Origin of the sequence: Methylosinus sp. R-45379 (assembly GCF_001644125.1) — a bacterium.
GTDB lineage: Bacteria > Pseudomonadota > Alphaproteobacteria > Rhizobiales > Beijerinckiaceae > Methylosinus.
In genome coordinates this window covers 123,928-149,642 of the sequence record NZ_LUUM01000201.1, presented here as the reverse complement: position 1 = coordinate 149,642, position 25,715 = coordinate 123,928, and the positions used below count along the sequence as shown (strand labels likewise).

Sequence of the window (25,715 nt, the reverse complement as noted above, 5' to 3'; positions counted from 1 at the left end):
ACGCCGATCTCGAGCGGCTGAAGCAGGCGAAAGCCTGAGGGCGCACGTGACCGGGTCGAAAAGTGAGCAGCGAGACGGCGTGGCCTTGTCCTCGGACAGCCTCGCCGCTTTCATTTCTACGAAAGGCGCGGAGCTGCAATCGCTGCGCACGCGCGACGGCGTGGATTATCTCTGGGCCGGCGAGCCGAGCTGGCCCAAGCATAGTCCGCTGCTGTTTCCGATCGTCGGCCGGCTGGCGCAGGACCGCTATGATTATCGCGGCCACAGCTATGCGATGACGAAGCACGGCTTCGCGCGCGACAGCCTGTTCTCCATCGTCGAGGCCTCTCCGCATTCGGCGCGTTTCGCGCTGCGCGCCAGCGACGCGACGCGCGCGGTTTTCCCTTTCGAGTTTCTGCTCGAGGTGGAATTCACCCTCGACGGTCCGCGTCTCGACATTCGCCACAGCGTGACCAATCTCGGCGATGCGGACATGCATTTTTCCATCGGCGCGCATCCGGCCTTTCGCTGGCCGCTCGGCGACGCCGCCAAGGCGCAGAGCCGCATAAATTTCGAGCGCCATGAGCCGGCGCCGATCCGCAAGCTCACCGGCGGGCTTCTCGGCCGCATGAAGGATTCGCCCGTCGAGGGGCGAACGCTGCCGCTGCGGGAGGAGCTGTTCGCCGATGACGCGATCATCTTCGACACTCTGGCGAGCAAAAGCCTCGTCTATTGCTGCGGCAGCGGACGATCCGTGCAGATCGCCTGGGACGGTTTCCAGCATCTCGGCCTCTGGTCCAAGCCCGGCGCGGATTTCCTCTGCATAGAGCCCTGGCATGGCTATGATTCGCCGGTCGGCTTCGTCGGCCAGCTCGATGAGAAGCCCGGCATCGCGCATGCGCGCCCCGGCGAGAGACGCGATTTCACTCTGCGCATAGAGATAGACTGAGCATGGGCGTCGCCAAGCGCCATGCGATCAAGCTGCTGCGGCGCTCGCTCGGCCTTCCGACCGGCGATCTCGACATTGTCGGCCGGCTGGACGGCGCCGCCGATGGCGTCGTTCACGGCTGGGCCTATTGTCCCGCCCATTCGGGCCGGCGCGTGCTCGTCGATATTTTCGCCGATGGCGTCTTCGTCGCCCAACAATTGGCGGATCGGCCGCGCGACGATCTCGCCGCCCATGGTTTCGGCGACGGCCGCCACGGCTTCGACGTCAAAATTCCGTCCGCTCTCCTGCGCAGCGCCGAGACGCGAATTCGCGTCCTCGCCCTCGCCGAAACACCGCTCGAGCTGACCGCGACGGAAGAGCGCCCGCTCCTCGCGCGCCGCCTCGGCCGCGAGGATTATCTGCGCACGACTTTCGCAGGCGCCTTTCGCGCCGGAGTCCTCGCCGGCGACGACGCCGCGCGCGCCGAGCGCTCGCCTCTGCGCCGGACGGAGCTTCTGTTCGCGCCGACGCCCGTCCCCGCCCCGCCGCCCATTCTCGGCGAGACGCTCTGCGCCTATCTCGACCAAAATCGCTACAAATGGGACCTCGCCGATAAATTCGACGCGACGATCTCGATCGCCGATCGCGAGGCTTTTCTCGCGCATTATGTGGAATTCTACGGCCGCGCGCGCCGCCCTCTGCGCATACCGCTCTCCGCGCGCGACATAGACTTTCTCTATGAAGGGCCGACGGCGCAGGATCGCCTCGCGCCGAGCCGGGCGATGCGCCTCTTCGCGCAGACGCCGCAGGATACGAGCGCGGATGCGCGGCTCGACGCGATATTTCGCTGGGCCGCTTACGGCGCCGCCGCTTTCAATGTCGAGGATTGCCTCATCGCGCCGGCGCATGAGGCGCTGCTGCGCTCACATGAGGACACGGGCGCGCGCTTCCCGCTCTCTGTTTTCATAGCGCGCTTTCTCGACGCGCATCCCAATCTGCGCGGCGCAGATCTCGCGCAGGAGAGCGAGCGGCGCGCGGCCTATTTCGCCGTGCTGCTCTTCGCCGCTCGCGCGCCGCATTATCTGCGCTTCATTCCACCGGATTGGCTCGAGGCGTTTTTGACGCCACTGGCGAGCGCCGCGCCCTTCGATGAAGAGTCGCGACGCCTCTTCGGCGCCCGCGGCGTCGATATCGCGCATTGGCGCGCCGCGATCGAGACTCTAGGCTATGATTTCGGCGAGAAGAGCTTTCGCTCGCGCACGCCCTCCGGCCATCGCGCGCATTCGGCGACGCTGCCGGCGCCGGGCGGCGAGAGCGTGGACATTCAGCTCATCGGCCCTTTCAGCCGGCAGCTCGGCATAGCGGACAGCTGCCGCGCGCTCGCCGCCGCGCTCGAGCGCCTCGATTATTCGCTGCGGCTCTGTGACTTCACTCTCGATTATCCCAATCGCATTCGCGAAGACGCCGCGCCGCTGCCAACGACGCTGCAACGCGCAAAGATCAATATTCTCCATCTCAATCTCGAGGAGCTGCCGAGCGCCATCGCCTATCTGCCGGACATATGGTCCGAGGGCCGGCTCATCGGCTTTCCCTATCTCGAGATGGCGACGCCGCATCCGGCGCAAATGCTCGGCCTGACGCTCGTCGACGAGCTCTGGTCGGCCTCGGACTTCACAAAAGATACGCTGGCCGTCCATCGGCCGACTCGTACGGTCGGCACATCGGCGCGGCCCGTGCGCAAAAAGGGGCGCGCGGCGGCGCGCGCGCTCGCCTATGCGGACATTGCGCGCGCCGACGAATTCGTCTTTCTCGCCTCCTGCGATGCGCTCTCCGGCGTCTATCGCAAGAATCCGCTCGGCGTGACGCGCGCCTTTCTCGCCGCCTTCCCGCACGAGGCGAAAGTCAAGCTCGTCATCAAGACGCATAGCGTCGATCGCGTGCGCGCGCCGCGCGAGATGGATGTGTGGCGCTCCATTCGCAATGTCGTGGCCGAATGCGAGCGCATCGCGCTCGTCGATCGCATTCTCGACGATGAGGAGCAGATGGCGCTGATCGAAGGCGCCGATTGCTATGTCTCGCTGCATCGCGCCGAGGGCTTCGGCTATCATATGCTGGAAGCGATGGCGCTGGAGACGCCGGTGATCGCCACCGCCTATTCCGGCAATATGGAATTTTGCGACGATCGCACGGCGTTTCTCACGCCCTATCGCCTCGTTCCGGTCGGTCCTGGCGAATATCCGCGCATGCGCGGCGATCAGCTCTGGGCGGAGCCCGATCACACGGGCGCCGTCGCGGCGATGCGCGCCGTCTTCCATGACCGCGCGGCGCGCGAGGCCAAGGTCGCCGCGGCGCGCCTGCTCGCCGAGACGCGCTTCTCGACCGACGCTTTCGCGCAACGGCTCGACGCGCGCATAAAGGAGATCATGCGTCGCGGCGCGTTCCGCTGAGCAGGCCGCGCGCGCTCTTCTCGAGCGCCATGCCCGCTAGCATGGCGACGACGAAGAGGATGATCTGCGGATCGAGAAAGGCGAGATCGACGATCGCCGGTCCGGGACAGACGCCGCCGAGCCCCCAGCCCACGCCGAATATGGTCGAACCGACCAGCAGCGGCGCGTCTATGGCCTTGCTCGTCGGCAGGAGCATCTCATCGCCGAGCAGCGCGCGCGAGCGGGTTCGGGCGAAGCGAAAGGCGATCAGCCCGACTCCTATGGCGCCGCCCATGACGAAGGCGAGCGACGGATCCCAAGCGCCGGCTATGTCGAGAAAGCCTTTCACCTTGCTCGGCAGAATCATGCCGGAGACGCAGAGTCCGAGGCCGAACAACAGGCCGATGGCGAAAGCGGCTATGGTCGATCTCGTCATGGCTCAACCCATTATGTGACGCAGAATGAAAACAGTGAGCGCGCCGCTCGTCATGAAGGCGACGGTCGCGGCGAGCGCGCGCGGCGACAGGCGCGACAGGCCGCAAACGCCATGCCCGCTTGTGCAGCCGCCGCCGAGCCGCGCGCCGAAGCCGACGAGCAATCCGGCGAGGATGGTCGCGCCATAGCCTATGTCGAAGATCGGCGGTTGCACTGCGCCGAGAAGACGCAGAAGCGCAGCGGAAGCGACGAGGCCGAGGACGAAGGCGAGGCGCCAGGCAGCATCGCCCTTTACGGGTTGCAGCAGCCCGGCGACAATGCCGCTGATCCCCGCTATGCGTCCGAGCAGCAGGATCAGGAGGCCGGCGGCCAGCCCGATCGCAACGCCGCCCGCCGCCGCGCTCCACGGCGTGAAATTGGCCCAATCGATCTGCATCCTCGTCCCCCGTTCCCCGCCTCGGCTCAATAGCCGCGCGCCGATCCCGCCGCGGAGCGCGGATCATTGACGCCGGTCATCGCGCCTTCGCTGATCTCTATCGCCTCCGATGCGCCGAAGGGCACGTGATCTTCTATTCTATGCCCCATCGCCTCGAGCCGCCGGCGCGTCTCCGCCGAGAGCGCGCCGGGCTCGGACAGCACGACATCCGGCAGCCATTGGTGATGAAGGCGCGGCGCCGCCACCGCCTGCGCCAGCGACATGTGATGATCGATGACATTGAGCGCCGTCTGCAGCGTCACCGAGATGATGCGCGGCCCATTGGGGCTGCCGAGAACCAGCGCGACCTTGCCATCCTTCATCACAATGGTCGGCGACATGGAGGAGAGCGGCCTTTTGCCGGGCGCTATGGCGTTGGCGCTTCCCTGCACGAGGCCGAAGCCGTTTGCGGCGCCGGGCGCGGCGGAAAAATCATCCATCTCGTCATTGAGCAGCACGCCCGTCTCGGGCGCCATCACCTGCGCGCCGAAATAGCCGTTGAGCGTATAGGTGACGGAGACCGCGCCGCCCTCGCCGTCGACGATGGAATAATGCGTCGTCTGCAAACGCTCGCGCGGCGCGGCGCCTTGCGCGAGATCGACGGAGCGCGTCGCATGATCGGGAGAAATGCTCGCGCGCAGCTCCGCCGCATAGGATCGCGAGGTGAGACGCGCGACGGGATTGCTGACGAAGTCGGGATCGCCGAGCGAATTATTGCGATCGAAGAAGGCGCGACGCTCCGCCTCGACGAGAAGATGCGAGGATTGCGGCGTGTGAAAGCCGAGCGCGGCGAGATCATAGCCTTCGAGAATGTTCAATATTTCGCACAGCGCGACGCCGCCCGAGCTCGGCGGCGCGGCGGAATAGAAATCATAGCCGCGATAGACGCAATGAATCGGCGTGCGCTCCATGACCTCATAGATCGCGAAATCCTGCTCCGCGATCACGCCATTTTCGGCATGCGCGGCGCGCTCGATCGCCTGCGGAATGCGCCCCTCATAAAAGGCGCGCGGCCCCTGCGCCGCGATCTCCCGCAACAAACGCGCGAGATCGCTCTGAATCAGCCGATCGCCGATCTGCAGAGGCGAGCCGTCGGCGCGGGAGAAGATTTTCGTCGCCGCGGGACTGTCCTTCAGCCGCGTCGCCGCGCGCAGCACGCGAATATCGGCGTCCTCGAGAACAAACCCCTGCTCGGCGAGCGCGATCGCCGGCGCGATGATTTTTTCATGCGGCAGGCGGCCGTATTTGGCGTGGGCGGTCTCGAGGCCCATCACCGTCCCCGGAACCGCCACGGCGCGATAGCCGTTGCGGCTCGCATCCTTGTCGACGGCGCCCTTCGCGTCGAGAAAGAGATCGGCGCCGGCGGCCGCGGGCGCGGTCTCACGAAAATCGAGGAAGCGCGCGCCCTGCCCCGGCAGCTGCGCCAGCAGAAATCCGCCGCCGCCGAGATTGCCGCAGCAAGGATGCGCGACGGCCAGCGCATAGCCGACGGCGACAGCGGCGTCGATGGCGTTGCCGCCCGCCTTCAATATGTCGAGCCCTATGTCGCTGGCGAGACGATGCTCGCTCACCACCATTCCGCGCCGCCCGGTCGCAACCGGCTCGGCGGCTGCGGCGAAGGCGAGAGCGGAAAAGCAGAGCGCAAGAATAGATCGCATTCGCACGTCGCTCATTGCCCGCCGCCTATTCCCGCCGGCGGGCCGATGAGCACGAAGCCGCGGCTGCGTCCTTCATTGCCGGCGTCGACCGTGTTCATCGCGTCGAAAAGCTCGGCGGCCGCGATCCACACCGGCGGATATTTGTAGCGCGCGACATCGAGCAGCAGGAAGCGATCCGTCTTGGCGTCATAGGCGGCGAGCGGCGAGATGTGCCCGCTGCGCGTCTGGCCGAGCGCGGCGCGCTGATAATTGACGACGACATGCCGCCGCTTGCGCGAGAGCTGCTCGATCGCGCTGGCGCGAAACGCCGCGAGCGAGCTCTGCGCCGCATGCGTGACCTTGGCCTCGAGGCCGAAGCTGGCGACGAGGCCGCCGAACTCGTCCAGCGTCATACCCCGGCGCAAAATGCTCTCCTGCTTCACCACCGCCTCGGTCTTCTCGCTGAACAGATTGTCCTGCGAGAAGCTCCCCTGCCCCTCGCTGCTGGTGGGCGCGGGAATGTCGAGCGCATTGAGCAGCATCGCCAGAGTGGCGACGCCGCAGAAGGAGCCGTTCTTCTGCGTGATGAACTCCGACGAGAGCGGCCAATAGGCCTCGCGCGCCTCCGCCTCGAGAAACCATTCGCGCCCCTGCGCGCTGCGCAGATCGACGAGATTGTCCGAAAGCGGCAGCCGCTCCGCCAGCGCCGGCGAGACTGCGGCGACGATTGCGCAAAAGAGAAGCGCGAAAATGGCGGTCATGCGCCGCTGCGGGATCGGCCGTTTCGTCATTTCGTCCTCGAAAGCAGCGGGAGCGCGGGCGCGGCGCGGGAAGCGCGATGAGCCCATGCAATTCTTGTCCCGCAAAGGCGGCTTTATTGCGCCTCGAGCGCGGCCAATAGGCTCGCCTGATCCGGCGCCGCGGCGACGCGCACATTGGCGCAACCGGCGGCGCGCAGCACGCGCGCGACATCCTCGGACAGAGCGAAATGCGTGACGCGCGTGCGAAGCGTGGCCGGGGCGCCGGCCGCATCCGCCAGAGCGAGGAAGATCGATGCACTGCGCGCGGAATAATGCAGCGCGGCGTCGATTTCGCCAGCGGCCAGAGCGGCGCGGGCTTCTTCCCCAAGAGCAGCGACGGCGCGCGCCTCATAGGTCTCGACCACTGTCGCCACATGGCCGCGCGCGCGCAAAAAACTTTCGAGATCGTCCTTGCGATCATGGCCGGCGAGATAGAGGAACCGCGCCGGCGCCGCGAAGCGCGCGCCGAGCAGAAGCGTCAGCGCCGCCACATCGGGCGCGCTCGCCTCCACCTGCGCGCCGCGCGCGGAAAGCGCCTGCGCCGTCTTGCCGCCGACGACGAAAAACGGCGCGCGCAAGGCCGCGAGCCCTTCGACGAATTGAATCGCGCGGGCGCTGGTCGCCAGAACCGCGTCGAACGTCTCGGCCGGAATCGGCGCGCCCGTGGCGGCGATCTCCAGAACCGGCGCGATCAGCGGCGCAAAGCCCCGCCGCCGCAATTCTTCCGCCGTGCGCTCGGCGTCCTCTCTCGCCCGCGTGACGAGAACGCGCCTCATGTGAGACCCGCGACTCCATTGGGCAGGCGCAGCAAAATCTCATTGGCGGCGGCGTCGCCGATCAACGCCGCATCCATGGACGGCCCGCGCCGACGCGCCTCATAAACCGCAGAGCCATCCGCCCGCAGCGCCATGCCGTGGAATTCGATCTCCTCGCCGTCAAGCTTGGCATGGGCGGCGATGGGCGTGCGGCAGGAACCGTCCAGCACGGTGAGAAAGGCGCGCTCGGCGGCGAGCGCGGCGGCGGTCGCCGGATCGAGAATGGCGGCCAGAGCCGCGCGGACGCGCGCATCGCCGGCGCGCTTGGTGACGGCTATGGCGCCCTGTCCGGCGGCAGGAAGAAAATCCTCTATCGGCAGAATGGCGGTGGCGTGGCGCTCGAGGCCGAGCCGCTTGAGCCCGGCGAGCGCCAGCAGCGTGCCGTCCACCTCGCCGCTCTCCACCTTGCGCAGCCTGGTCTCGACATTGCCGCGCAGCAGCACGATGGAGACATCCGGCCGCAGCCGCTTCACCTGCGCGCCGCGCCGCAGCGAGGCCGTGCCCACCACCGCGCCCTTCGGCAGCGCGTCGAGCGTCGCGCCATTGCGGCCGATCCAGGCGTCGCGCACATCCTCGCGCGGGAGATAGCCGGCGATGGCGATCTGAGGCGGCAGATGCGTCGGCAAATCCTTGGAGGAATGCACGGCGAGATCGATGCGCCCCTCGATGAGGGCGACGTCCAGCTCCTTGGTGAACAGCCCTTTGCCGCCCGATTCCGAGAGCGGCCGGTCCTGGATCATGTCTCCCGTGGTGCGGATGACCTCGATCGGCAGCGTCTCCGCCTCGAGGCCGAGCGCCGCGGCCAGCAAGGCCCGCAGCTGCCGCGTCTGCGCCAGAGCGAGAGGGCTGCCGCGTGTGCCGATGCGCAATTGTGTGGTCGTCATAGCCTCGTCCGCCGTGGGAATTGTCGAGGCGGACTATAGGGAAAAGCGGGCGGGCTACAAGCGGGCGGGAGGGGGACGTGGGGCGTCATTGTGCCAGATCGGCCGTATTCCACCGCACTTCGTACGATACCAAACAGCAGAGCGAACAGGCTATTCTTCGCTACCCGGCTCGACAAATTCACTCGTCGTAGGCGTCACCGATGTTGAATCAATGTCAACCGGCACGCTTGCATCGAGCACGATCTCAGTATTATGCGTGTTGAATGAAATCGCTTATCTCGGAATTTTCCTTCGGCTTTGCGCTCTCTCATGAGTTCGTATTGGCGCTCGGCAGTCTTACGGCTGCACCAATATTTCCCTCTCTAATAGAGGAAGGGCGTGCGGGTGGCGGGTATGACGTGAAACTCGAGGCACCCGGAATTCCGCTCTTCCTTCAGTTTAAGCGCTCCGATTGCCTGACTCGGCGAAGCGCTCGCGAGATTCGTGCAGGCGCGCCGTTGGTGCCACCGTTCTATCGGATCGAAATCACTGGAAAGGCCGACTCCGAACAACATGAGATGTTGATAGAACTCGATCAAGCTCCCAACTTCGTCTTCTATGCAGCCCCGATGTTCCATCGTAAGGAAGAATTTGATACCGCCTTCCTCAAAGGCCTCGTCCGGCAACGGTCCTTTTTTGTCCGGCCTCGCATGATCGGAAGCTTCGCGGATGACAAAGCCCATCATCTTTCTTTCGACGGAAGTAGCGCCGTCATAATGTCCAAACCGAAGATGATCAAAGGATATGGAGCCGCCGAGTTGGAGGCACTGTTGAAAAAGCAACTGACCGATGACGCACAGCCGCTCAGGCAAACCATCGGCAAGGCAGTAGAGAAGGCCGAAGCCGCTCGTACTCGCTCCCGCAAGCGAGTCAGTGCCCGCGCTAAGGAAATGGGCGATGACGAAGCGGTTCCGACGGTCGAGGTTTCGCGCGAGAGTCCGAGTGAGCTCTTCCGTAAACGTCAGGAGAGCGCCATTCCACCTGCTACCGTGCCCCCCTCGAAGGCGCATTCGGAGCGTGAACCACTGCGACGACTCGCTGATATTGGATTGCGCGAGTTCAACGCACAGCTTTACGTCGTTCAATCGAAGCCAGAGCTTTAACCTTCTCTTCCAACTTTTCAAGACGGTCCAGCGAGCGAGCGAGTGACGCGACATTTCTCGCGGTTCCGACAAACGCATGATGGTGTTTGTCCGATGTGTGGCTCTCGGCGCTTCGGCTTCGCGCATACGATCACAGGGCAGGAAAAACGCACTTGCTGGTGATCGGGAACAAGAGCAGCACGTCGCCGGTCGGGCGCGGGACGCGGAATCCGACAGCGACGGGTCGCGGCTTGCGGCCCTCGGTCGCGGCCGCCTCGGCCTCATGCGACCACAAGAACGGATAGCGGATGACCGCGCCCGTCGCGAATTCGCGAAAGCTCATTGCTCGTCGGACTCGGCCTCATAGGCCGCGAGCGCCGCCTTGGCGTCGTCGAAAAGATCATCGGGCATGGTCTCGATCCGATGCGCTATTCGGCTATCGGCGCGCGTTCTGAGCCGCTGATAATCCTCATAGCTCAAGAGGACGAGGCGCGGCTTGTTGCGCTGCGTTATGGTGACCGGACGACGCAGCGCCTCGGCGATTATGTCGCCGGATTTGCGCGAGAGGTCGCTGGTCGAGAATGTGCCGAACTCGGACATTTCACCCTCCAACAATGCTGTAATATGCAGCAAATACAGCATTGCGGCACGCCCCCCCTCGTCATGCCTCCATGGCGATCGGGTGAAGGTTTCCTCATCCTGAGGAGCCGCGAAGCGGCGTCTCGAAGGACGAGGAAACCTTCGTGCGCGGCCATCTGGAACTCCCCCTCGTGCTTCGAGACGGCTCCTGCGGAGCCTCCTCAGCATGAGGGGGAGGACTATTGTCCTTCAGCCGATCTCCGTGCTCCTATCGTCATGGCAGCTCAACGCGGCCATGACGGAGACTCCGCCTTCCCCCTCCTTGACACACCTGAAAATATTCCTATGCCCCTCCCACTCCCGCCCACAAAGGGCGCGCTCCTCGGGTCGTGGGGTGCGGGCGGGGGGCGGCTCCATCCGGGATGGCGACCCCCGTCCATGGACAGGCAGCGCGTCGCCGGGCGGCGTTCTTCTCCCGTCCATAGGGAGAAAAAAGAACCGCTCCGTGATCCCAGGCCGTCGGACTCGATCGCGTCTTGATCGAGAAACCCCAGGATTCGCGGGTTCGACCAAGCCTCGGGATGTCGACGAGAACGACAACCGCGTTTCGGGACGCTCTGGACCCGATCGAATTTTTTCGCGCAACGGCCGTAAGGGGCCGGAGCGTCCCGAAACGCCCTTTCCCACCCCCGCGCCGCACGGCGCCGGGGCGCGCTCGCGCGGGCGCATAAACACAGTCCCTCACCCTGAGGAGCCTGCGCAGCAGGCGTCTCGAAGGGTCGGCCACGGCGCGCGGAGCATCCTTCGAGGCTTTTTGCGTTCCGCAAAAAGCGCCTCAGGATGAGGGGATTGTTTTCCTAAATCACCAAAAGCTCTGCGGATCGACGTCCACAGCCACGCGCACGCCGCCGCGCTCCTTGGGCGCCGCCGCCAGCATGGCGCGCAGATAGGCCTGCAGATCGGCGCTCTTGGGCGCCTTCACCAGCAGGCGGAAACGATAGCGCCCGCGAATGAGCGAGATGGGCGCCTCGGCCGGGCCGAGCACCACGATCTCATCGGCCTCCGGCAGGCCGCCGGCCGGGGCGACGCGATAGCGATCGGTGGAGGGCAGCGAATGCCCCGCCCGCGCCAGAGCGCGCGCATGGGTCTCGGCGGCGCCGGCGTCCTTGGCCGAGACGATCAGCGCCGCGAGGCGTCCGAAGGGCGGCAGGCCGGCGCGCTCGCGCAATCGCGTCTCCTGCGCGTAGAACGCCTCCGCCTCGCCGGAGAGAATGGCGCGAATGACCGGATGGTCGGCCTGCCAGCTCTGAATCAGCGCGCTGCCCGGCTTGTCGCCGCGGCCGGCGCGGCCGGTCACTTGGTTCAGCAGCTGAAAAGTGCGCTCGGCGGCGCGGGGATCGCCGCTGCCGAGCCCGCTGTCGGCGTCCACCACGCCGACCAGAGTGAGAAAGGGGAAATTATGCCCCTTGGCCACCAATTGCGTGCCGATGACGATATCGAAAGCGCCGGCCGCGATCTCGGCGAGCTCGCGGCGCAAGCGCTCCTGCCCGCCTGGAAAATCCGAGGAGAGCACCAGAGTGCGGGCGTCCGGGAAGAGGATCGCCGCCTCCTCCGCCAGCCGTTCGACGCCCGGCCCGCAGGCGGTGAGCGAATCCTCCGCCTCGCATTCCGGGCATATGTGCGGGCGGCGCTCGACATGGCCGCAATGATGGCAGACCAGCGCGCGGCGAAAGCGATGCTCGACCAGCCAGGCGTCACAATTCTCGCAGCGGAAGCGATGGCCGCAGCTGCGGCACAGAGTGAGCGGCGCATAGCCGCGCCGATTGAGGAAGAAGAGAACCTGCTCGCCGCGCGCGATCGTCTCCTGCGCCTCCGCCACCAGCCGCGGCGCGAGCCAGCGTCCGCGCTCCGGCCCATTGGCGCGCATGTCGATCGCCTCTATCCGCGGCATGGGCCTCGCATTGGCGCGGGCGGTGAGGCGCAGATAGCCGTAGCGGCCGGTCTGCGCATTGACGCGCGTCTCGATGGAGGGCGTGGCCGAGGCGAGCACGATGGTCGCGCCCTCGAGCCTCGAGCGCACCACCGCCATGTCGCGGGCGTGATAGGCGACGCCATCCTCCTGCTTATAGGCGGCCTCATGCTCCTCATCGACGACGATGAGCCGCAAATTCGAGAAGGGCAGGAACAGCGCCGAGCGCGCGCCGGCGACGACCTTCACCTCGCCGAGCGCGACGCCGCGCCACAGCCGCGCGCGCTTGCGCTCGGAGACGCCGGAATGCCATTCGGCGGGCTTGGCCCCGAAACGCGCGGCAAAGCGCTCGAGGAATTGCGCGGTGAGCGCGATTTCCGGCATCAAGACCAGCGCCTGCCCGCCGGCGCGCAGAGCCGCCGCGACGGCCTCGAAATAGACCTCCGTCTTGCCGGCGCCGGTGACGCCCTCCAGCAGAAAGGGCCGATAGCCGCCCTGCTCCACAGCGCTCGTCAGCGCCTCGGCGCCCGCGAGCTGCTCGGCCTCCAGCGGCGCGCGCGCGAAATCGGGATCCAGCGCGCCGGCGACGGGCTCCGGCGGCAGAGCGACGGCCTCGAGCGCGCCGGCGTCGACCAGCGCATCGACGACACCATTGGAGCAGGCCGCCGCGCGGGCGAGCTCGCCCTTGGAGAAAGTGAGGCCGCCCTCCGCCGCCTCTATGACGCGCGCCCGCGCCGCCGTCATGCGCTCGGGCGGCGGACCGGCGAGCCGATAGCCGACGCGGGGCGTCTCCGGCGCCGCCTCCTCCACCGCGCGGGTGGCGAGGCGCAGCGCCATGCCGCGCGGCGCCAAGGTCCAGCGCGCCACCCAATCGACGAAGCTGCGCAACGTCTCGCCCAGCGGCGGCCGGTCATATTTGGCGATGACGGATTTGAGATTGCCCGGCCCGGCGGCGCCCGCCGGCGCGACCGACCAGACGACGCCGAAGGATTTGCGCGTCGCCAGCGGAACCTCGACGCAATCTCCCGGCGAAAGCCGCAGCGCCGGCGGCGCGTAATAGGAATAGGCCATATCGACGGCCACCGGCAGCAGGATCTCGACGATCTGCGCCCCTTCCCTCGTGTCCGCCTCGCCGCTCATGGGCGTTGTCTTAAAGTGTTTTCGAGCGAAGTGGGAATTGGTTCGCTTGAAGAAAACACGACCGAAGGACGAAGCTCCGATATTTTGGGCGGCGGGCGCTCAGCGGGCGGCGATCCGCTTCGCCGCGTCGCGGCGGGGCTGGGCGAATTTCGTCCGGCTCCGCTCGCTCACCGGCCTCTCGCTCGCCGGCTTGTCGCTCGCGGGCTTGACGGCGGCCGGGGGCGCTCCCACATCCAGCTCGCTGGTGAAATAACGGGTCAATTCGGAGACGATCATCGACTTCACATCGGCGCCGAGCGCGGTGAGGACGACACGATAGCAAGCGCTCGGAGGACCATAGACCTCATGCGTCTTTTGATCGATCAGCTCGTCACGCCGCATGATCTCGACCAGCTTCTTCTCTTCCAGAGATTTGTCGATGACGGCAAAGAGGCGCGTTCGCGCATCGGCTCTGTCATAGTCGCATTTGACCGCATCGGCGCCGAGCCTGTCCATGCTCGCGGCGTCGAGCGGAAGAAGATGGATCAACCGCTCCACCTCGCGCGGCCCGAGGTTTCGCGCGCGGGCGATGAGATCGCCCATGGAGTTCTTTTTCGCGCCGAGATCGGGGTTGATCTCGAAAGCCTTTTGTCCGAGCGCAAGCTTGAAATCGCCGATCTCGACCGACTGAACCTTGGAGAGCAGCATCAGCGCCGAGTCGGGCCGCTCATAGACGAAGACCCCGGCTGCGGCGGTCGGCGCGCCGATCGCCGTCGCCAGGGTCACGCTCTTGATGAAATCAAAAAGGTTCTTGGCAAAATCGGTCATCGCAATGCTCCGTCCCAATGTCTCTTGCTCGTTTCGAACGCTGAGATATTGCGGGACGGGGCTCCGAGCTTCTGTGCTCGCGCGCACAAGCCGATGAACGAAGCGTTAAGAAATCTCCGGGGGCCGGCGGCCGAGAGCGCGCGAGGGCCGCGCGCGCAAAAGATCGATCTCCTTCGACAGCGGTCCGCCGCGATCGAAAGCGAGCTGCGCGAGCGGCGCGATGAGCGTGTGGCGCGCGCCTCCGCCGAATGCGAATTGCGTGACGCACATCACAGATTCGCCGGTCTCGAAAATAGAGGTGACGATGCAGTCGGGAGAGAGAGCGCCGGTGTGAACGAGGGATTGCGCCTTGCGCCGCAGAATGGGACGCATCCGCGCGCGGGCTGGAAGATAGAGCGACAGGTCGCGCCAGCCCCCCTGGGCGTCGCGCGAGACATGATCCATCTCGAAATCTCCTTTGGGCAAATCTCTCGTGATCCGAGCGTCGCCGATGACCGAATGGACGCCATCATAGATCAGCGCCCTGTCACCGTCCTGTCGGGAGAGCGTATCGTCAAAGGAATTTTTGGAATTTTCGGCTGAAAATCATGTTACGCGAAGGTTATGCGAGGTTCGTGTGAGCTTCGTGAAATATTCGCGTTACGTTATACGCGCTATTACGGAGACGGGCGGCGCGGCTGCTCGCGCGCCGCGCCCATCGACGGCCGCTCAGACGAGCATGGCCGCCGGATGCTCGATCAGCCGCTTGAACTCCGCGAGCAGCGTGGCGCCCAGCGCGCCATCGACGGCGCGATGATCGACGGAGAGGGTGACGCTCATGATCGTCGCCACGGCGGGCGCGCCATTTCTGGCGATGATGCGCTCCTCGCCGGCGCCGACGGCGAGAATCGTCGCATGCGGCGGATTGATCACGGCGGCGAAATTCTTGACGCCGAACATTCCGAGATTGGAGACGGCGGTCGCGCCGCCCTCATATTCATTGGGCTTCAATTTTCGTTCGCGCGCGCGCCGCGCCAAATCCTTCAGCTCGATCGCGATCTCGCGGAAATTCTTGGTCTCGGCGTTGCGCACGATGGGCGTCACCAGCCCGCCGGGGATGGAGACGGCGACGCCGACATCGGAAGATTTGTGCTTCAGCATCGCCGTCTGCGTGAAGGTGACATTGGCGTCGGGAACCTTCTGCAGCGCCAGCGCCATGGCCTTGACGATGATGTCGTTGACCGAGACCTTCCACTCGGGCTCGCCATTCGCGCCCTTGGGCGCGGCGCTGTTGTAATCCTCGCGCAGATGCAGCAGCGCGTCGATCTCGCAATCCGTCTGCAGCGCGAAATGCGGAATCGTGCGCACCGCCTCGACCATGCGCCGCGCGATCGCCTTGCGCATCGAATCATGAGGAACCTCGGTGAAGGAGCCGGGCGCGAAGAGCTGGCGCACCACGGCGTCCGACATTCCGACCGGCGCCTCGATCACCGGGGCGGAAGACGGCGCCGCCACGGGCCGCGCGCCGGAGCCGAGCGCCGATTTCACATCGCGCTCTATGATGCGGCCATGCGGGCCGGAGCCCTTCAGAGCGGAAAGATCGAGTCCGCCTTCCCTGGCCAGCCTGCGCGCCAAGGGGGAAGCGAAGATGCGTCCGTCGGCTCCGCCGGGGGCGAGCCGCTCGTCTCCAGAGAGAGCCATGAGGTCACCTATAGAGAACAGCCTTCGCCGCCGCGATCACATCGGCGACGGAAGGCAGAGCCAGCTTCTCGAGATTGGCGGCATAGGGCATGGGCACGTCCTTGCCGGTGACACGCAGAACGGGGGCGTCGAGATAATCGAAGGCCTCCTCCTGCACGCGGGCGGCGATCTCCGCGCCTATGCCGCATTGCGGCCAGCCCTCCTCCACCGCCACGCAGCGGCCGGTCTTCCTCACCGATTCGATGATGGCGGGAACATCCATCGGCCGCAGCGTGCGCAGATCGACGACCTCCGCCTCTATCCCCTCCTTGGCCAGCGCCTCGGCGGCCGAAAGACAATGGATGACGCCGATGGAGAAGGAAACGAGCGTCACATCCGTTCCCGGCCTCGCGATGCGCGCCTTGCCGATGGGAATGAGGAAATCCTCGAGCATGGGCGTGTCCCATTGCTTGCCGTAGAGAATCTCGTTCTCGAGGAAGACGACGGGATTGGGATCGCGAATGGCGCTCTTCAAGAGCCCCTTGGCGTCGGAGGCGTTGGAGGGTGCGACGACCTTCAGCCCCGGCACTTGCGAGAACCAGGCCGCGTAATCCTGGCTATGCTGCGCGGCGACACGGGCGGCGGCGCCATTGGGGCCGCGAAAGACGATGGGGCAATTGATCTGCCCGCCGGACATATAGAGCGTCTTGGCCGCGGAATTGACGATGTGGTCGATCGCCTGCATGGCGAAATTGAAGGTCATGAATTCGCAGATCGGCCGCAGCCCAGCGAAGGCGGCGCCGACGGCGAGGCCGGCGAAGCCATATTCGGTGATCGGCGTGTCGACGACGCGGCGCGGGCCGAATTCCTGCAGCAGGCCCTGCGTGACCTTATACGCCCCCTGATATTCCGCGACCTCCTCGCCGATGACGAAGACATTTTGGTCGCGGCGCATCTCCTCGGCCATGGCGTCGCGCAGAGCTTCGCGCATGGTCATGGGGAGGAGCGTCGTATCGGCCGGAATTTCGGGGACGGCGACTGCGGGCGAAGGAGCGGCGGGCTCGGCCGCAGTCGCGGCCGGCGCAGCGGGGACGGCGGCGGCGGCAGCCGCCTCCTGCGGAGCGGAGGCTGGAATATCCGGCGCCTTGGCGGGCGCAGGCGCGGCGTTCTCGGTGGGGGCGGCGGCCGGCGTCGAAGGCGGAGCCTCCGCGGGGCCGATCTCCTCGCCCTCCTCGGCGATGACGGCGATGGGCGTGTTGACGGCGACATTCTCGGCGCCGCCCGGCACGAGGATGCGGGCGAGCACGCCCTCGTCCACGGCCTCCACCTCCATCGTCGCCTTATCGGTCTCGATCTCGGCGATGACATCGCCGGCCTTGACCTTGTCGCCTTCGTTCTTGAGCCATTTGGCGAGCTTGCCCTGCTCCATCGTGGGCGACAGCGCGGGCATGAGGACATTCACGGTCATGGATTTATCCGCACAATAAAGAGGGCGCGCGCTCCCTTCTCCCACTTGTGGGAGAAGGTGGCCCGGCGAAGCCGGGTCGGATGAGGGCTATCGCTGCAACAACCGCCTCGGGCCGTAAGTCTCGAAGGAGCAGAAAAATCGCGGGCCCTCATCCGACCCTCGCTGACGCGAGGGCCACCTTCTCCCGCAAGCGGGAGAAGGAGAAGAGCGCGATGAGCCCGCCCTTCCCTCATAGAACCACATCCGTCCACAATTCGCTTGGATCTGGCTCTGGATCATTGGTCGCGAAATCCGCCGCCTCGGACACGATGCGGCGCACGGCGGCGTCGATCTGCTTCAACTCGTCCTCGCCGATCCCGCCGGCCAGCAGACGGGCGCGCACCTGCTCGATGGGATCATGCTCCTCGCGCACGCGCTGCACTTCTTCCTTGGAGCGATATTTGGCAGGATCGGACATGGAATGGCCGCGATAGCGATAGGTCTGCGCCTCGATGAGGAAAGGCCCCTTGCCGGCGCGGCACCAGTCGAGCGCCTCGCGCGCAGCGGCGGCGACGGCGCGCACATCCATGCCGTCGATCTGCCGGCCGGGAATGTTGAAAGCTGTGCCGCGCATGGAAAAATTCGCCTGCGCGGAAGAACGCTCCACCGACGTTCCCATAGCGTAGCGATTATTCTCGACGATGAAGACGATGGGCAGCTTCCAGAGCTCCGCCATATTGAAGCTCTCGTAGACCTGGCCCTGATTGGCGGCGCCGTCGCCGAAGAAGGTCAGCGAGACGGAGCCGTCGCCGCGATAGAGATCGGCGAAAGCGAGGCCGACGCCGAGCGGGGCCGGCGCGCCGACGATGCCATGGCCGCCATAAAAATTCTTCTCGCGCGAGAACATGTGCATGGAGCCGCCCTTCCCTTTGGAATAGCCGCCCCGCCGCCCGGTGAGCTCCGCCATCACCCGCCTCGGCTCCATGCCGCAGGCGAGCATATGGCCGTGGTCGCGATAGCCGGTGATGAATTGATCTGTGGATTTCGCCGACATTCGCGCGCCGACGACCACCGCCTCCTGGCCGATGTAGAGATGGCAGAAGCCGCCGATGAGGCCCATGCCATACATTTGGCCGGCCTTCTCCTCGAAGCGGCGGATCAGCAGCATCGCCCGATAGGCGGATAGCTCCTGCTCGCGCGTGAAGGCCAGAATGCCGCCCTCGGCCTGCGCGCCCTCGGCGGCGCTGGCTACATCGGCGATTTTCGCGTGTCTGTCCGCTGCCGGCATGGCCGCCCGTCCTCGTCGTCGTTTGACAATATCTGGGAGCGCGTGAGGCGAAGAGCGAGCCCTCGTCCCTCCCGCATCGCGGCGAGGGCTCCGCCTTCGGCAGAATAGCTCGAGCGCGCGCCGAAAACGAGCCGTCTCGCGGCGCTGTCCTCAGCGACGCGTCGGCGACGCAGGCGGCGTGAGGATTACAATGTCGTTGCGATGCGCGCGGCCGAGCACCAGGCGCGCCTCCTCGTCCAGAATATCGGCGTCGACGACATCGCCGCGCACCAGCGCCAGCTTACGCTCCCATTGGGAACGCTCGGCCTTCAGCCCGCCGAGCTCGGCGCGCAGCTCGGCGATGCGCTGCTCATATTCGACGCCGGTCTTGAGCCCGCGCTGGCCATTGACGCCGTGCCAGACGAAATAGCTCGCCACGAGCCCCGCCGCTCCGTAGAGCAGCAGGGGGATCACAAAGGAGCGCAGAACATGACGAGCGAACATGCCGCCACTTTGCGCGAACATTGTATAAGCGCCGTTAACGGCCTGGGTCTCGCCGAATCGGGCGGTCAGCGCCGCCCGCGCGCCACCCGCTCGATCTCCGCGCGCACGAGGCGCTCGACGAGATGCGGAAGATTGTCGTCGAGCCATTGCTTCAGCATGGGCCGTAGCATGTCCTGAGCATAGCGCTCGATGAGATCGGCCTCGCTGATGACGATGCTCGCCGCCAGCGCCTGGAAATGCGCGCCGATCGACATGGCCGCATCGGTCGAGACCAGCGGCGTCGGATCGTCATTGGCAGGCTCGAACGGGCTCGGCTCGATGCTCGCGATCATCTGCTCCTCGACCGGCTCATCCGCTATGTCCTGCACATAGGGCTCCTCGGCCGCCGCGACGACGGGCTCGTCGAGCGTTTCATCGACGACCTCCTCCGCCGTGTCCTCGGACCAGCGGCTCTGATCCGCCGATTCGGGAGCCGGCGCGGCTTCCTCTTCGGGAGCGGCGGACGGCCGCAGCCAGAAATCGGCGGGCTTGGCGGGCTCGACCGCGGGAACGGAGACGGGAGCCGGCGCGGCGACGACCGGCGCAGGGGCCGCGGGACGAGCGGCCACAGGCGCGCGCGCGGCGGGCGCAGGCGCGAGCGGCGCCTCCTCGCGCTGCGGCGGCTCGGCCGGGCGCTTCTCCTTGTCGCGCCTCGCGGCCGGCAAAGCGTCGTCGTCGGCGATGATGCGCCGGATCGATGCGAGGATCTCCTCCATCGACGGCTCGTGCGACCGGCGCTCGGCGTCGAGCGCCGGCGCGGTGATCGAAGCGTTCACTGCGCTCATGAGATGTGCTGCTTCCCGTCTCGCGGCGACGGCTCCGCAATATCATCGCCGCGCGCTATTCTTGTCCGCTCACTTCGAGCGTCGAGTCGCATCATCCGATGATTCCCCCCTTTGGTAAAACCACAGGGGTTGTGCGTAAGGGAGTTTGCACACGATTTTTTACGCAGCGCGGCCTTATCGCGCGGCGCTCAGCGCTCGGCGGGCGTGTCGACGCCGATCCACATGCCGCGCACCTGCTCGAAATGCGTCGTCGGATCATAAGCGACGACATCGAGCTTCAAGCTGTCGGCCGAGAGGCGCCCGATGGAGCCGAGCGCCGCGTAAGACGCGACGACGCGATCGCGCTGCGCGATGATGAGCGAGACGCGCGCATTGAGCAGCGCATATTGCGCATTGAGCACATCGAGCGTGGTGCGCTGTCCGACCTGCGCCTCCTCGCGCACGCCGCGCAGAGCGATTTCCGCCGCCTTGACAGCAGCTTGACCGGAGAGAATCGAAGCGCGCGCAGTGTCGAGCTGCGCATAGCTGGAGACGACGCTGGCGCGCACGCTGTCGCGCTGCAGATCGGCGTTGAAGCGCGCCTGGCCCAATTGCTCCTTGGCTTGTCGAATCGATGCGTATTCGGAGCCGCCCTGATAGATCGGCACGTCGAGCCGTCCGCTCGCGCCGGCGGAGAATTGCCGAGTCGCGGGCGATCCCAGAAAGGAATCATATTGCTGCGATAGCTGCGCGGCGACCGAGAGAGTCGGCGCCAGCGCGCCTTCCGCCACCTTCACCGCAGAAGCGGCGACATCCACCTGATGCTGCGCGGCGACGACGCCCGGATGCTCGACGATGGCGACGGCGATCGCCTGATCGAGCGATTTCGGCAACAGCGATTCGACCGATTGCGCCGGCTGCAGATTTTTCGCCTCGGCGCCGATGATCTGGCGATAAGTGGCGACGCTGGTCTTCAATTGCCCCTGGGCGCCATAGAGCTCGGTGCGCGCCTGAGCGAGAGTCGATTCGGCCTGGGCGACATCGGTGCGCGTCACCTCGCCCACTGCGAATCGATCCCGCGTGCGCTCGAGCTGCTGCTCCAGCACGGCGACATTGTTCTTGCGCAGATCGAGCACCGCCGTGTCGCGCAGAACATTCATATAGGCGGTTGCGCCATTCTGCAGCGTCGCCTGCTCGGTGAGCCGCATCCCCTCGCGCGCGGCGTAGACGCCCGATTCGGCCTGACGCACGGAATTGCCGGTGCGGCCGCCGTCATAGAGAGTCTGCGACAGGCTCAGCGTGGCGCCGCGCGGATAGCCGACATATTCGTCATACATATAGGTGCGCTGGCCGGTCAGCTGGCTGCGGCCGGCCGGAATCTTGATGTTGGAGTTCTGCGGCCCGGCGCTCGCCGAAATGCTCGCTTTGGGACGCATTCCGGCGGCGGCCTTGGGCGCGTCCTCGTCCTTGGCGCGCACATTGGCGCGCTGCTGATTCATGTCTGGATTGCCGCGATAGGCGCGCGCCAGCGCCTCCTTCAGCGTCTCCGCGCCGGCGGCGGACGGAGCCGCGAGGCCGAGGGCCAAAAGCCAAAGCCCGAGCCAGGACGACGGACGCAATTCGACGATACGCATTCCACAAAGACCCGCTCTGGAACAAAGCGCGCCCGGCGCTCGACGAGAGCGCGGGGCGAGCCCTACGGCCTACTCACGGAACACGACGCTCGAAACAGGGTGAATCCAAGCCGAAACAACGAAGGCTTTGGACTGATCGCCCTCAGAACACGAAACCCGGCGCTTTTTCAAAGCCCTCCAGAACGGGAGCGGAAGCGTCGAACAAAGCGCGCGCGCCGGCCGGAGCGCCGCCGGAGCGGTCGAAGCGGGTGACGGCCCAGCCGGCGTCCGGCTCCGCCTTGGCGATGGCGAGCAGCCGGCCGTCAGGGGTGAGCTGCTCGAAGAGACGATCGAGCCCCTCCTCGACCGCGCCTTGCACGACGATGACGTCGAAGGGCGCGGCGGCGGGAACGCCGGCCGTGAGCGGGCCGGTCTCGACGCGCACATTGGTCGCGCCGATGAATTGCAGATAGGAGCGCGCCGTCGCCGTGAGGCGGGCGTCGTCCTCGAGGGCGACGATCTCGCGCGCCAGCGGCGACAGCAGCGCCGAGGAGTAGAAAGTGCCGCCGGCGATATCGAGCACGCGATCGGTCTCGCGAATGCCGGCGTCCTGCAGCAGGCGGGCGAGCACCAGCGGCGGCAGCAGCGCCCGGCCGGGACGGCCATTCTCGTCCTCGAGCGTCAGCGCGAGATCGGAATAGGCGAGCGGGGCGAGATCGTGCGGCAGGAAGAGCTCGCGCGGCACGGCGAGGAAGCGCCGCAGCAGCGGCAAATCCGTCACATCGAATGTGCGCAGCTGCCGCTCGACCATCGTCTGGCGCAGGGTCGCGGTCGCCGCGCCTTGTTGCGAATTCGTCTCTGCGTGGAGCTCAGCAGCTTCGGCCATCGACCTTCCGGCGTCGCGCCGGCCTCTCGCGGGGGGTCTCGACGACGGCCGCCGGTCCGCCGCGGGCGCCCCGCCTCATGAAAGACGCCAAAATTCCAAAGAAGGCGTTCGGACGGGCCGGCACCTCTCGCCGAACGCATTCGCTTCGCCGCGCTGCAAGAGCTCGGCCGTGCGCTTTATAGGTTCGCGCCGCGCCCATGTCCATGGCGGCCCGGCGCGTTCCCCCCTCAATTCCGCTCGAGCTCGCCGAGCAAAGCGCCGGCGGGATCGTCCTGGGCGAGGGCGCGCATCTGCGCCAGCGTGCGATTGTCCAGCACATTGGCGATGGCGTCGCGGGCTTCCAGCATCAGCAGCCGCACGGTGCAGCGGGCCTCGTCCTCGCAATCGTCGCAGCGGCGATAGACCGTGCGGCTGGCGCATTGGATCGGCGCCAGCGGCCCGTCCAGCACCCTTATGATGTTCCCGACGCGTATCTCCTGGGGCGCGCGCGCCAGCGTGTAGCCGCCGCCCTTCCCCTTCTTGGAATGGACGAAGCCGGCGTTGCGCAGCTCGCCGAGGATGGCGTCGAGAAATTTCTTGGGGATTTGATTCGCCGCGGCGATATCGGTGACGAGCGCCGTCCGCCCCGGCTCGAAGCCGGCCAGATAGACCATCGCCTTCAATCCGTATTTCGCTTTCTTCGTCAACATCGAGCGGCGTCTCCTCGCATCCGCCTCGCCGGCGTCAGGGGTTAATTTTTCTCCGGCGAACGGATTCTACAGCAAAATGGCGCCATTGCGCGCCCATTGTCCACTCGCGACCCACTCCCCGGCGCCCGCCGGCGCGCGGGGCCGAATGACATTTTTCTTCTACAGCCTATAAAATACATCGAAAAATCAGACCGAAAGCTCATTCGCCGGCGCGCCGACCGCCTCGCCGCCCTCGACGCGCGAATTCGGCGGCCAGGCCGAGGATGCGTAACGCTAGGGTCACAGCCGCGGCCGACCGGCTCGAGCGTCGCTTCTTACCTTGACATGTTATAGTATTTTTGTGGACTATAGGAAAATCATTCTCGAACGCCACGGACGAGCCAATGGACGCCATCGATCGGCACATTCTTTCGATTCTGCAGGAGGACGCCTCCCTCTCCATCGCCGACATAGCGGCGCAGGTCGGGCTGTCGCAAACGCCCTGCTGGAAGCGCATTCAGCGGCTGGAGGCGAGCGGCGTTCTGCAGGGCCGGGTCGCCCTGCTCTCGCCCGAGAAGCTCGGCCTCGGCCTCAGCGTCTATGTCTCCATCGTGGCCGGCGAGCATTCGGACGCCTGGCTCGACCGCTTCACCGGCGCCGTCGCGGCTATGCCGGAGGTGGTGGAGTTCTATCGCATGGCCGGCGACGTCGATTACATGCTGCGCGTGGTCGTGTCCGACATGGTCGCCTTCGACGAATTCTACAAGCGGCTGATCGCGGTCGCGCCTCTGCGCAATGTCGTGTCGCGCTTCGCCATGGAGCGGATCAAGGCGACGACCGCTCTGCCGCTGGAAACCGCCCCGCCCATCGCTTTTCCCCGCGCGCGCCGGGTGGCCGAAGAAGCCGTTGCAGGATAAGCTCTGCGACAAGCGCGTCAGCGACCAACACTATATTCGAGGAGCAACTCATGTCAGAGGCAGTATCGGCGCCGATTTACATCCCTTCGGAAAAACCGGGGCGCGGCCGCATTTATGATTCGATCACGCAGACCCTCGGCGATACTCCGCTGGTGCGTTTCGACCGTCTCGCCAAAGAGAAGGGCGTCAAAGCCAATCTTCTCGGCAAGCTCGAATTCTTCAATCCGCTCGCCAGCGTGAAAGACCGCATCGGCGTCAATCTCATCGACTCGCTGGAGAAGAGCGGCCGCATCGCGCCGGGCCGCAATCTGCTCATCGAGCCGACCTCCGGCAACACCGGCATAGCGCTCGCCTTCGTCGCCGCCGCGCGCGGCTACCGCCTCGTTCTGGTGATGCCGGAATCCATGTCGATCGAGCGTCGGCGCATTCTCGCCGTGCTCGGCGCCGAGCTGGTGCTGACGCCCGCCGCGCAGGGCATGAAGGGCGCCGTGGCCAAGGCCACCGAGCTCGCCGCCGAAAATCCCGACGCGGTCATTCCGCAGCAATTCGAGAATCCGGCCAATCCCGAGATCCACCGGATCACGACGGCCGAGGAAATCTGGAACGACACCAAAGGAGAGGTCGATTACTTCGTCTCCGGCGTCGGCACGGGCGGCACGATCACCGGCGTCGGCCAGGTGCTGAAGCCGCGCCGGCCCGGCCTCAAGGTCGTCGCCGTGGAGCCCGAGGATTCGGCGGTGCTCTCCGGCCGTCCGCCGGGACCGCATAAGATTCAGGGCATCGGCCCGGGCTTCGTGCCGCCGATCCTCGACCGCACGGTCATCGACGAGATCATCACCATCGGCAATCAGACGGCCTTCGACACAGCGCGCCAGCTCGCCAAATTCGAAGGCATTCCGGTCGGCATCTCGTCCGGCGCCGCCGTCGCGGCCGCGCTCGAAATCGCCGCGCGTCCGGAGGCCGAGGGCAAGAATATCGTGCTGATCATCCCCGACTTCGCGGAGCGCTATCTCTCGACCGCGCTGTTCGAAGGCGTCTGATCCCGGCGGGCGCGATCCGGACATCGGTTCGGGTCGCGCCGCTTCGAGGTCGAGGAGCTTCGAACATGCCGAACGCCGCTCGCAGTCGCGCGATCGCGTTTTTCGCCGCCTTATGCGCGATTCCGGTCATTCTTCACGCGGCGCTCGACGAGCCGAAAGGCGCGGCGCCCGGCGTGGCCGAAGACACGCTCCTCTTGCGTTACGAAAAAGTCGAATTCTTGAATATCCAGCTGTTGCACCCCGACACGACGGGACTTCCTCCGACGATCGACGCGTCGTCGATGATGGTCGAGTTTTATTTTTCGCGCGACGAGCTGTCGCGGATCGAGAAATTTTCGACCGATCACAAGCTGCGCCGAACGGATGTTACGATCGACGATATCGTCGTCGCCTCCGACCTGTTCAGCCCGTTCGCGGGATTGCGCGAAATCGTCGAGCAGGGCCACGCATATCTGGCCGTCGCCACAGGCTCCTTCGACCAGCAAAGGCTGATCGAAGGAAAGGCGCAGCTGCGAATTCGGGTTCGAAAGCCGTAATCCCGGCCGTTCACGTCACATGCGGCGGCGCCGCCTTGCCGCGTCGCTCCAAATGGCGACGACCGAAGCGGCCGCTCCAATAAGCGACGAAGACGATGAAGAAATAGATCAGCAGCATCCAGGGCCAGCGCTCGCTGGCGCTCTCCGCCTTGTCGGAGAATTTGATCCAGCCTTCGAAGAGATATTCGACGCCGAAGCCGAAGATGAAGGTGAGGATCAGCACGGTCTTCCACCAGGACAGGCGAAAAAAGCCGATCGTGAGCGCGACCATCAGGGCGACGACGCCGACGCCATTGATGAACTGCTGCAACAGGCCTTCGAAGAACAATGTGATCAGGCGAACGACCAAGACCATGCGGCGCCCCTCTGCGATCGACGAA

Annotated in this window: 26 protein-coding genes and 1 pseudogene; 7 read left to right on the top strand and 20 right to left on the bottom strand. The window is 65.9% G+C overall.

From position 1 onward, the window contains the following. The first annotated feature begins 79 nt into the window (after window positions 1–79). Together A1351_RS08975 and A1351_RS08970 are read left to right on the top strand one after the other, a co-directional pair. The gene (locus A1351_RS08975) at window positions 80–928 is read left to right on the top strand and encodes an aldose 1-epimerase family protein (protein WP_064032798.1); all 849 of its coding nucleotides are present in this window, start codon (window positions 80–82) and stop codon (window positions 926–928) included. 2 nt (window positions 929–930) lie between these two features. Next, on the top strand, window positions 931–3,354 hold the full coding sequence (locus A1351_RS08970) for a glycosyltransferase (RefSeq protein WP_064032797.1): 2,424 nt from the start codon (window positions 931–933) through the stop codon (window positions 3,352–3,354). On the opposite strand, the gene A1351_RS08965 is transcribed toward A1351_RS08970, so the two are convergent. From A1351_RS08965 to hemC, 6 genes are all read right to left on the bottom strand, one after another. Further along, complete coding sequence (locus A1351_RS08965; RefSeq protein WP_064032796.1) at window positions 3,329–3,769, bottom strand: DUF6691 family protein; 441 nt, start codon at window positions 3,767–3,769, stop codon at window positions 3,329–3,331. The genes A1351_RS08970 and A1351_RS08965 overlap by 26 nt on opposite strands. Window positions 3,770–3,772: 3 nt before the next feature. After that, window positions 3,773–4,204, bottom strand: coding sequence for a YeeE/YedE family protein (locus A1351_RS08960; RefSeq protein ID WP_064032795.1), 432 nt, complete (start codon window positions 4,202–4,204; stop codon window positions 3,773–3,775). Window positions 4,205–4,230: 26 nt separating this feature from the next. Continuing rightward, on the bottom strand, window positions 4,231–5,901 hold the full coding sequence (gene ggt / locus A1351_RS08955; RefSeq protein WP_245291622.1) for a gamma-glutamyltransferase: 1,671 nt from the start codon (window positions 5,899–5,901) through the stop codon (window positions 4,231–4,233). 11 nt (window positions 5,902–5,912) lie between these two features. After that, complete coding sequence (locus tag A1351_RS08950) at window positions 5,913–6,671, bottom strand: phytochelatin synthase family protein (RefSeq protein ID WP_083967245.1); 759 nt, start codon at window positions 6,669–6,671, stop codon at window positions 5,913–5,915. A gap of 83 nt (window positions 6,672–6,754) precedes the next feature. Beyond that, window positions 6,755–7,456: a uroporphyrinogen-III synthase gene (locus tag A1351_RS08945; RefSeq protein ID WP_064032793.1), complete on the bottom strand. Its 702-nt coding sequence runs from the start codon at window positions 7,454–7,456 to the stop codon at window positions 6,755–6,757. Next, on the bottom strand, window positions 7,453–8,379 hold the full coding sequence (hemC, locus tag A1351_RS08940) for a hydroxymethylbilane synthase (protein ID WP_064032792.1): 927 nt from the start codon (window positions 8,377–8,379) through the stop codon (window positions 7,453–7,455). Before hemC ends, A1351_RS08945 begins: the two co-directional genes overlap by 4 nt. Before the next feature lie 263 nt (window positions 8,380–8,642). Here hemC and A1351_RS24650 point away from each other — a divergent pair, with 263 nt between their 5' ends. Further along, window positions 8,643–9,521 (top strand): hypothetical protein, encoded by an 879-nt coding sequence (locus A1351_RS24650; RefSeq protein WP_157096216.1) that lies wholly within the window; start codon window positions 8,643–8,645, stop codon window positions 9,519–9,521. A gap of 130 nt (window positions 9,522–9,651) precedes the next feature. On the opposite strand, the gene A1351_RS08930 is transcribed toward A1351_RS24650, so the two are convergent. The 5 genes from A1351_RS08930 to A1351_RS08910 all read right to left on the bottom strand — a co-directional run bounded on the left by A1351_RS08930 (window position 9,652) and on the right by A1351_RS08910 (window position 14,439). Then, a complete protein-coding gene (locus A1351_RS08930) occupies window positions 9,652–9,843 on the bottom strand; it encodes a hypothetical protein (RefSeq protein ID WP_024880431.1) in 192 nt (63 codons plus the stop codon). Continuing rightward, window positions 9,840–10,100, bottom strand: coding sequence for a type II toxin-antitoxin system prevent-host-death family antitoxin (locus A1351_RS08925; protein WP_024880432.1), 261 nt, complete (start codon window positions 10,098–10,100; stop codon window positions 9,840–9,842). Before A1351_RS08925 ends, A1351_RS08930 begins: the two co-directional genes overlap by 4 nt. 841 nt (window positions 10,101–10,941) lie before the next feature. Then, entirely contained in the window at window positions 10,942–13,188 is a 2,247-nt protein-coding gene (locus tag A1351_RS08920; RefSeq protein WP_024880433.1) for a primosomal protein N', read from the bottom strand. Between the two features lie 99 nt (window positions 13,189–13,287). Beyond that, on the bottom strand, window positions 13,288–13,995 hold the full coding sequence (locus tag A1351_RS08915; protein WP_064032790.1) for a hypothetical protein: 708 nt from the start codon (window positions 13,993–13,995) through the stop codon (window positions 13,288–13,290). A 105-nt stretch (window positions 13,996–14,100) separates the two neighbouring features. Beyond that, the gene (locus tag A1351_RS08910; protein ID WP_024880435.1) at window positions 14,101–14,439 is read right to left on the bottom strand and encodes a hypothetical protein; all 339 of its coding nucleotides are present in this window, start codon (window positions 14,437–14,439) and stop codon (window positions 14,101–14,103) included. Between A1351_RS08910 and A1351_RS24645 the strand changes: the two genes are divergently transcribed. Then, window positions 14,431–14,577, top strand: coding sequence for a hypothetical protein (locus A1351_RS24645; protein ID WP_157096215.1), 147 nt, complete (start codon window positions 14,431–14,433; stop codon window positions 14,575–14,577). The genes A1351_RS08910 and A1351_RS24645 overlap by 9 nt on opposite strands. 126 nt (window positions 14,578–14,703) lie before the next feature. Here A1351_RS24645 and A1351_RS08905 read toward each other — a convergent pair. The 8 genes and pseudogenes from A1351_RS08905 to A1351_RS08870 form a co-directional block, all read right to left on the bottom strand. Next, a pseudogene (locus A1351_RS08905) lies at window positions 14,704–15,648 on the bottom strand (2-oxo acid dehydrogenase subunit E2); the annotation flags it as partial. Between the two features lie 31 nt (window positions 15,649–15,679). Further along, entirely contained in the window at window positions 15,680–17,122 is a 1,443-nt protein-coding gene (locus A1351_RS08900; protein ID WP_024880437.1) for a pyruvate dehydrogenase complex E1 component subunit beta, read from the bottom strand. A gap of 229 nt (window positions 17,123–17,351) precedes the next feature. Next, window positions 17,352–18,389, bottom strand: a complete 1,038-nt coding sequence (gene pdhA / locus A1351_RS08895) for a pyruvate dehydrogenase (acetyl-transferring) E1 component subunit alpha (RefSeq protein WP_024880438.1) — start codon at window positions 18,387–18,389, stop codon at window positions 17,352–17,354. A 150-nt stretch (window positions 18,390–18,539) separates the two neighbouring features. Next, entirely contained in the window at window positions 18,540–18,893 is a 354-nt protein-coding gene (locus tag A1351_RS08890; protein WP_083967243.1) for a septum formation initiator family protein, read from the bottom strand. 44 nt (window positions 18,894–18,937) lie between these two features. Continuing rightward, window positions 18,938–19,696 carry a PopZ family protein gene (locus tag A1351_RS08885; protein WP_024880440.1) on the bottom strand — a complete coding sequence of 253 codons (759 nt, stop codon included), beginning with the start codon at window positions 19,694–19,696 and terminating at the stop codon, window positions 18,938–18,940. Window positions 19,697–19,884: 188 nt separating this feature from the next. After that, window positions 19,885–21,309 carry a TolC family outer membrane protein gene (locus tag A1351_RS08880; RefSeq protein ID WP_026598954.1) on the bottom strand — a complete coding sequence of 475 codons (1,425 nt, stop codon included), beginning with the start codon at window positions 21,307–21,309 and terminating at the stop codon, window positions 19,885–19,887. Between the two features lie 142 nt (window positions 21,310–21,451). Continuing rightward, window positions 21,452–22,174: a protein-L-isoaspartate O-methyltransferase gene (locus tag A1351_RS08875; RefSeq protein WP_024880442.1), complete on the bottom strand. Its 723-nt coding sequence runs from the start codon at window positions 22,172–22,174 to the stop codon at window positions 21,452–21,454. A 227-nt stretch (window positions 22,175–22,401) separates the two neighbouring features. Then, complete coding sequence (locus A1351_RS08870; RefSeq protein ID WP_024880443.1) at window positions 22,402–22,863, bottom strand: Rrf2 family transcriptional regulator; 462 nt, start codon at window positions 22,861–22,863, stop codon at window positions 22,402–22,404. A 383-nt stretch (window positions 22,864–23,246) separates the two neighbouring features. On the opposite strand from A1351_RS08870, the gene A1351_RS08865 reads away from it, so the two are divergent. The 3 genes from A1351_RS08865 to A1351_RS08855 all read left to right on the top strand — a co-directional run bounded on the left by A1351_RS08865 (window position 23,247) and on the right by A1351_RS08855 (window position 25,335). Beyond that, window positions 23,247–23,759 carry an Lrp/AsnC family transcriptional regulator gene (locus A1351_RS08865; protein ID WP_024880444.1) on the top strand — a complete coding sequence of 171 codons (513 nt, stop codon included), beginning with the start codon at window positions 23,247–23,249 and terminating at the stop codon, window positions 23,757–23,759. Window positions 23,760–23,809: 50 nt separating this feature from the next. Further along, window positions 23,810–24,799: a cysteine synthase A gene (gene cysK, locus A1351_RS08860; protein WP_024880445.1), complete on the top strand. Its 990-nt coding sequence runs from the start codon at window positions 23,810–23,812 to the stop codon at window positions 24,797–24,799. A 65-nt stretch (window positions 24,800–24,864) separates the two neighbouring features. Beyond that, entirely contained in the window at window positions 24,865–25,335 is a 471-nt protein-coding gene (locus tag A1351_RS08855; protein ID WP_064032789.1) for a hypothetical protein, read from the top strand. A 10-nt stretch (window positions 25,336–25,345) separates the two neighbouring features. On the opposite strand, the gene A1351_RS08850 is transcribed toward A1351_RS08855, so the two are convergent. Then, window positions 25,346–25,690: a hypothetical protein gene (locus tag A1351_RS08850; protein WP_024880447.1), complete on the bottom strand. Its 345-nt coding sequence runs from the start codon at window positions 25,688–25,690 to the stop codon at window positions 25,346–25,348. Window positions 25,691–25,715 lie beyond the last annotated feature (25 nt).

Excerpts from the sequence above, each read along its gene's own strand:
- A1351_RS08965 (WP_064032796.1), bottom strand. The coding sequence starts at position 3,769 with ATGACGAGATCGACCATAGCCGCTTTCGCCATCGGCCTGTTGTTCGGC.
- pdhA (WP_024880438.1), bottom strand. The coding sequence starts at position 18,389 with ATGCCGGCAGCGGACAGACACGCGAAAATCGCCGATGTAGCCAGCGCC.
- A1351_RS08890 (WP_083967243.1), bottom strand. The coding sequence starts at position 18,893 with ATGTTCGCGCAAAGTGGCGGCATGTTCGCTCGTCATGTTCTGCGCTCC.
- A1351_RS08870 (WP_024880443.1), bottom strand. The coding sequence starts at position 22,863 with ATGTTGACGAAGAAAGCGAAATACGGATTGAAGGCGATGGTCTATCTG.
- A1351_RS24650 (WP_157096216.1), top strand. The coding sequence starts at position 8,643 with ATGAAATCGCTTATCTCGGAATTTTCCTTCGGCTTTGCGCTCTCTCAT.
- A1351_RS24645 (WP_157096215.1), top strand. The coding sequence starts at position 14,431 with ATGATCCATCTCGAAATCTCCTTTGGGCAAATCTCTCGTGATCCGAGC.
- A1351_RS08915 (WP_064032790.1), bottom strand. The coding sequence starts at position 13,995 with ATGACCGATTTTGCCAAGAACCTTTTTGATTTCATCAAGAGCGTGACC.
- ggt (WP_245291622.1), bottom strand. The coding sequence starts at position 5,901 with ATGCGATCTATTCTTGCGCTCTGCTTTTCCGCTCTCGCCTTCGCCGCA.
- A1351_RS08875 (WP_024880442.1), bottom strand. The coding sequence starts at position 22,174 with ATGGCCGAAGCTGCTGAGCTCCACGCAGAGACGAATTCGCAACAAGGC.
- A1351_RS08865 (WP_024880444.1), top strand. The coding sequence starts at position 23,247 with ATGGACGCCATCGATCGGCACATTCTTTCGATTCTGCAGGAGGACGCC.
- A1351_RS08910 (WP_024880435.1), bottom strand. The coding sequence starts at position 14,439 with ATGGATCATGTCTCGCGCGACGCCCAGGGGGGCTGGCGCGACCTGTCG.
- A1351_RS08885 (WP_024880440.1), bottom strand. The coding sequence starts at position 19,696 with ATGAGCGCAGTGAACGCTTCGATCACCGCGCCGGCGCTCGACGCCGAG.
- A1351_RS08880 (WP_026598954.1), bottom strand. The coding sequence starts at position 21,309 with ATGCGTATCGTCGAATTGCGTCCGTCGTCCTGGCTCGGGCTTTGGCTT.
- A1351_RS08960 (WP_064032795.1), bottom strand. The coding sequence starts at position 4,204 with ATGCAGATCGATTGGGCCAATTTCACGCCGTGGAGCGCGGCGGCGGGC.
- A1351_RS08970 (WP_064032797.1), top strand. The coding sequence starts at position 931 with ATGGGCGTCGCCAAGCGCCATGCGATCAAGCTGCTGCGGCGCTCGCTC.
- A1351_RS08945 (WP_064032793.1), bottom strand. The coding sequence starts at position 7,456 with ATGAGGCGCGTTCTCGTCACGCGGGCGAGAGAGGACGCCGAGCGCACG.
- A1351_RS08900 (WP_024880437.1), bottom strand. The coding sequence starts at position 17,122 with ATGACCGTGAATGTCCTCATGCCCGCGCTGTCGCCCACGATGGAGCAG.
- hemC (WP_064032792.1), bottom strand. The coding sequence starts at position 8,379 with ATGACGACCACACAATTGCGCATCGGCACACGCGGCAGCCCTCTCGCT.
- cysK (WP_024880445.1), top strand. The coding sequence starts at position 23,810 with ATGTCAGAGGCAGTATCGGCGCCGATTTACATCCCTTCGGAAAAACCG.
- A1351_RS08855 (WP_064032789.1), top strand. The coding sequence starts at position 24,865 with ATGCCGAACGCCGCTCGCAGTCGCGCGATCGCGTTTTTCGCCGCCTTA.
- A1351_RS08930 (WP_024880431.1), bottom strand. The coding sequence starts at position 9,843 with ATGAGCTTTCGCGAATTCGCGACGGGCGCGGTCATCCGCTATCCGTTC.
- A1351_RS08850 (WP_024880447.1), bottom strand. The coding sequence starts at position 25,690 with ATGGTCTTGGTCGTTCGCCTGATCACATTGTTCTTCGAAGGCCTGTTG.
- A1351_RS08950 (WP_083967245.1), bottom strand. The coding sequence starts at position 6,671 with ATGACGAAACGGCCGATCCCGCAGCGGCGCATGACCGCCATTTTCGCG.
- A1351_RS08920 (WP_024880433.1), bottom strand. The coding sequence starts at position 13,188 with ATGAGCGGCGAGGCGGACACGAGGGAAGGGGCGCAGATCGTCGAGATC.
- A1351_RS08925 (WP_024880432.1), bottom strand. The coding sequence starts at position 10,100 with ATGTCCGAGTTCGGCACATTCTCGACCAGCGACCTCTCGCGCAAATCC.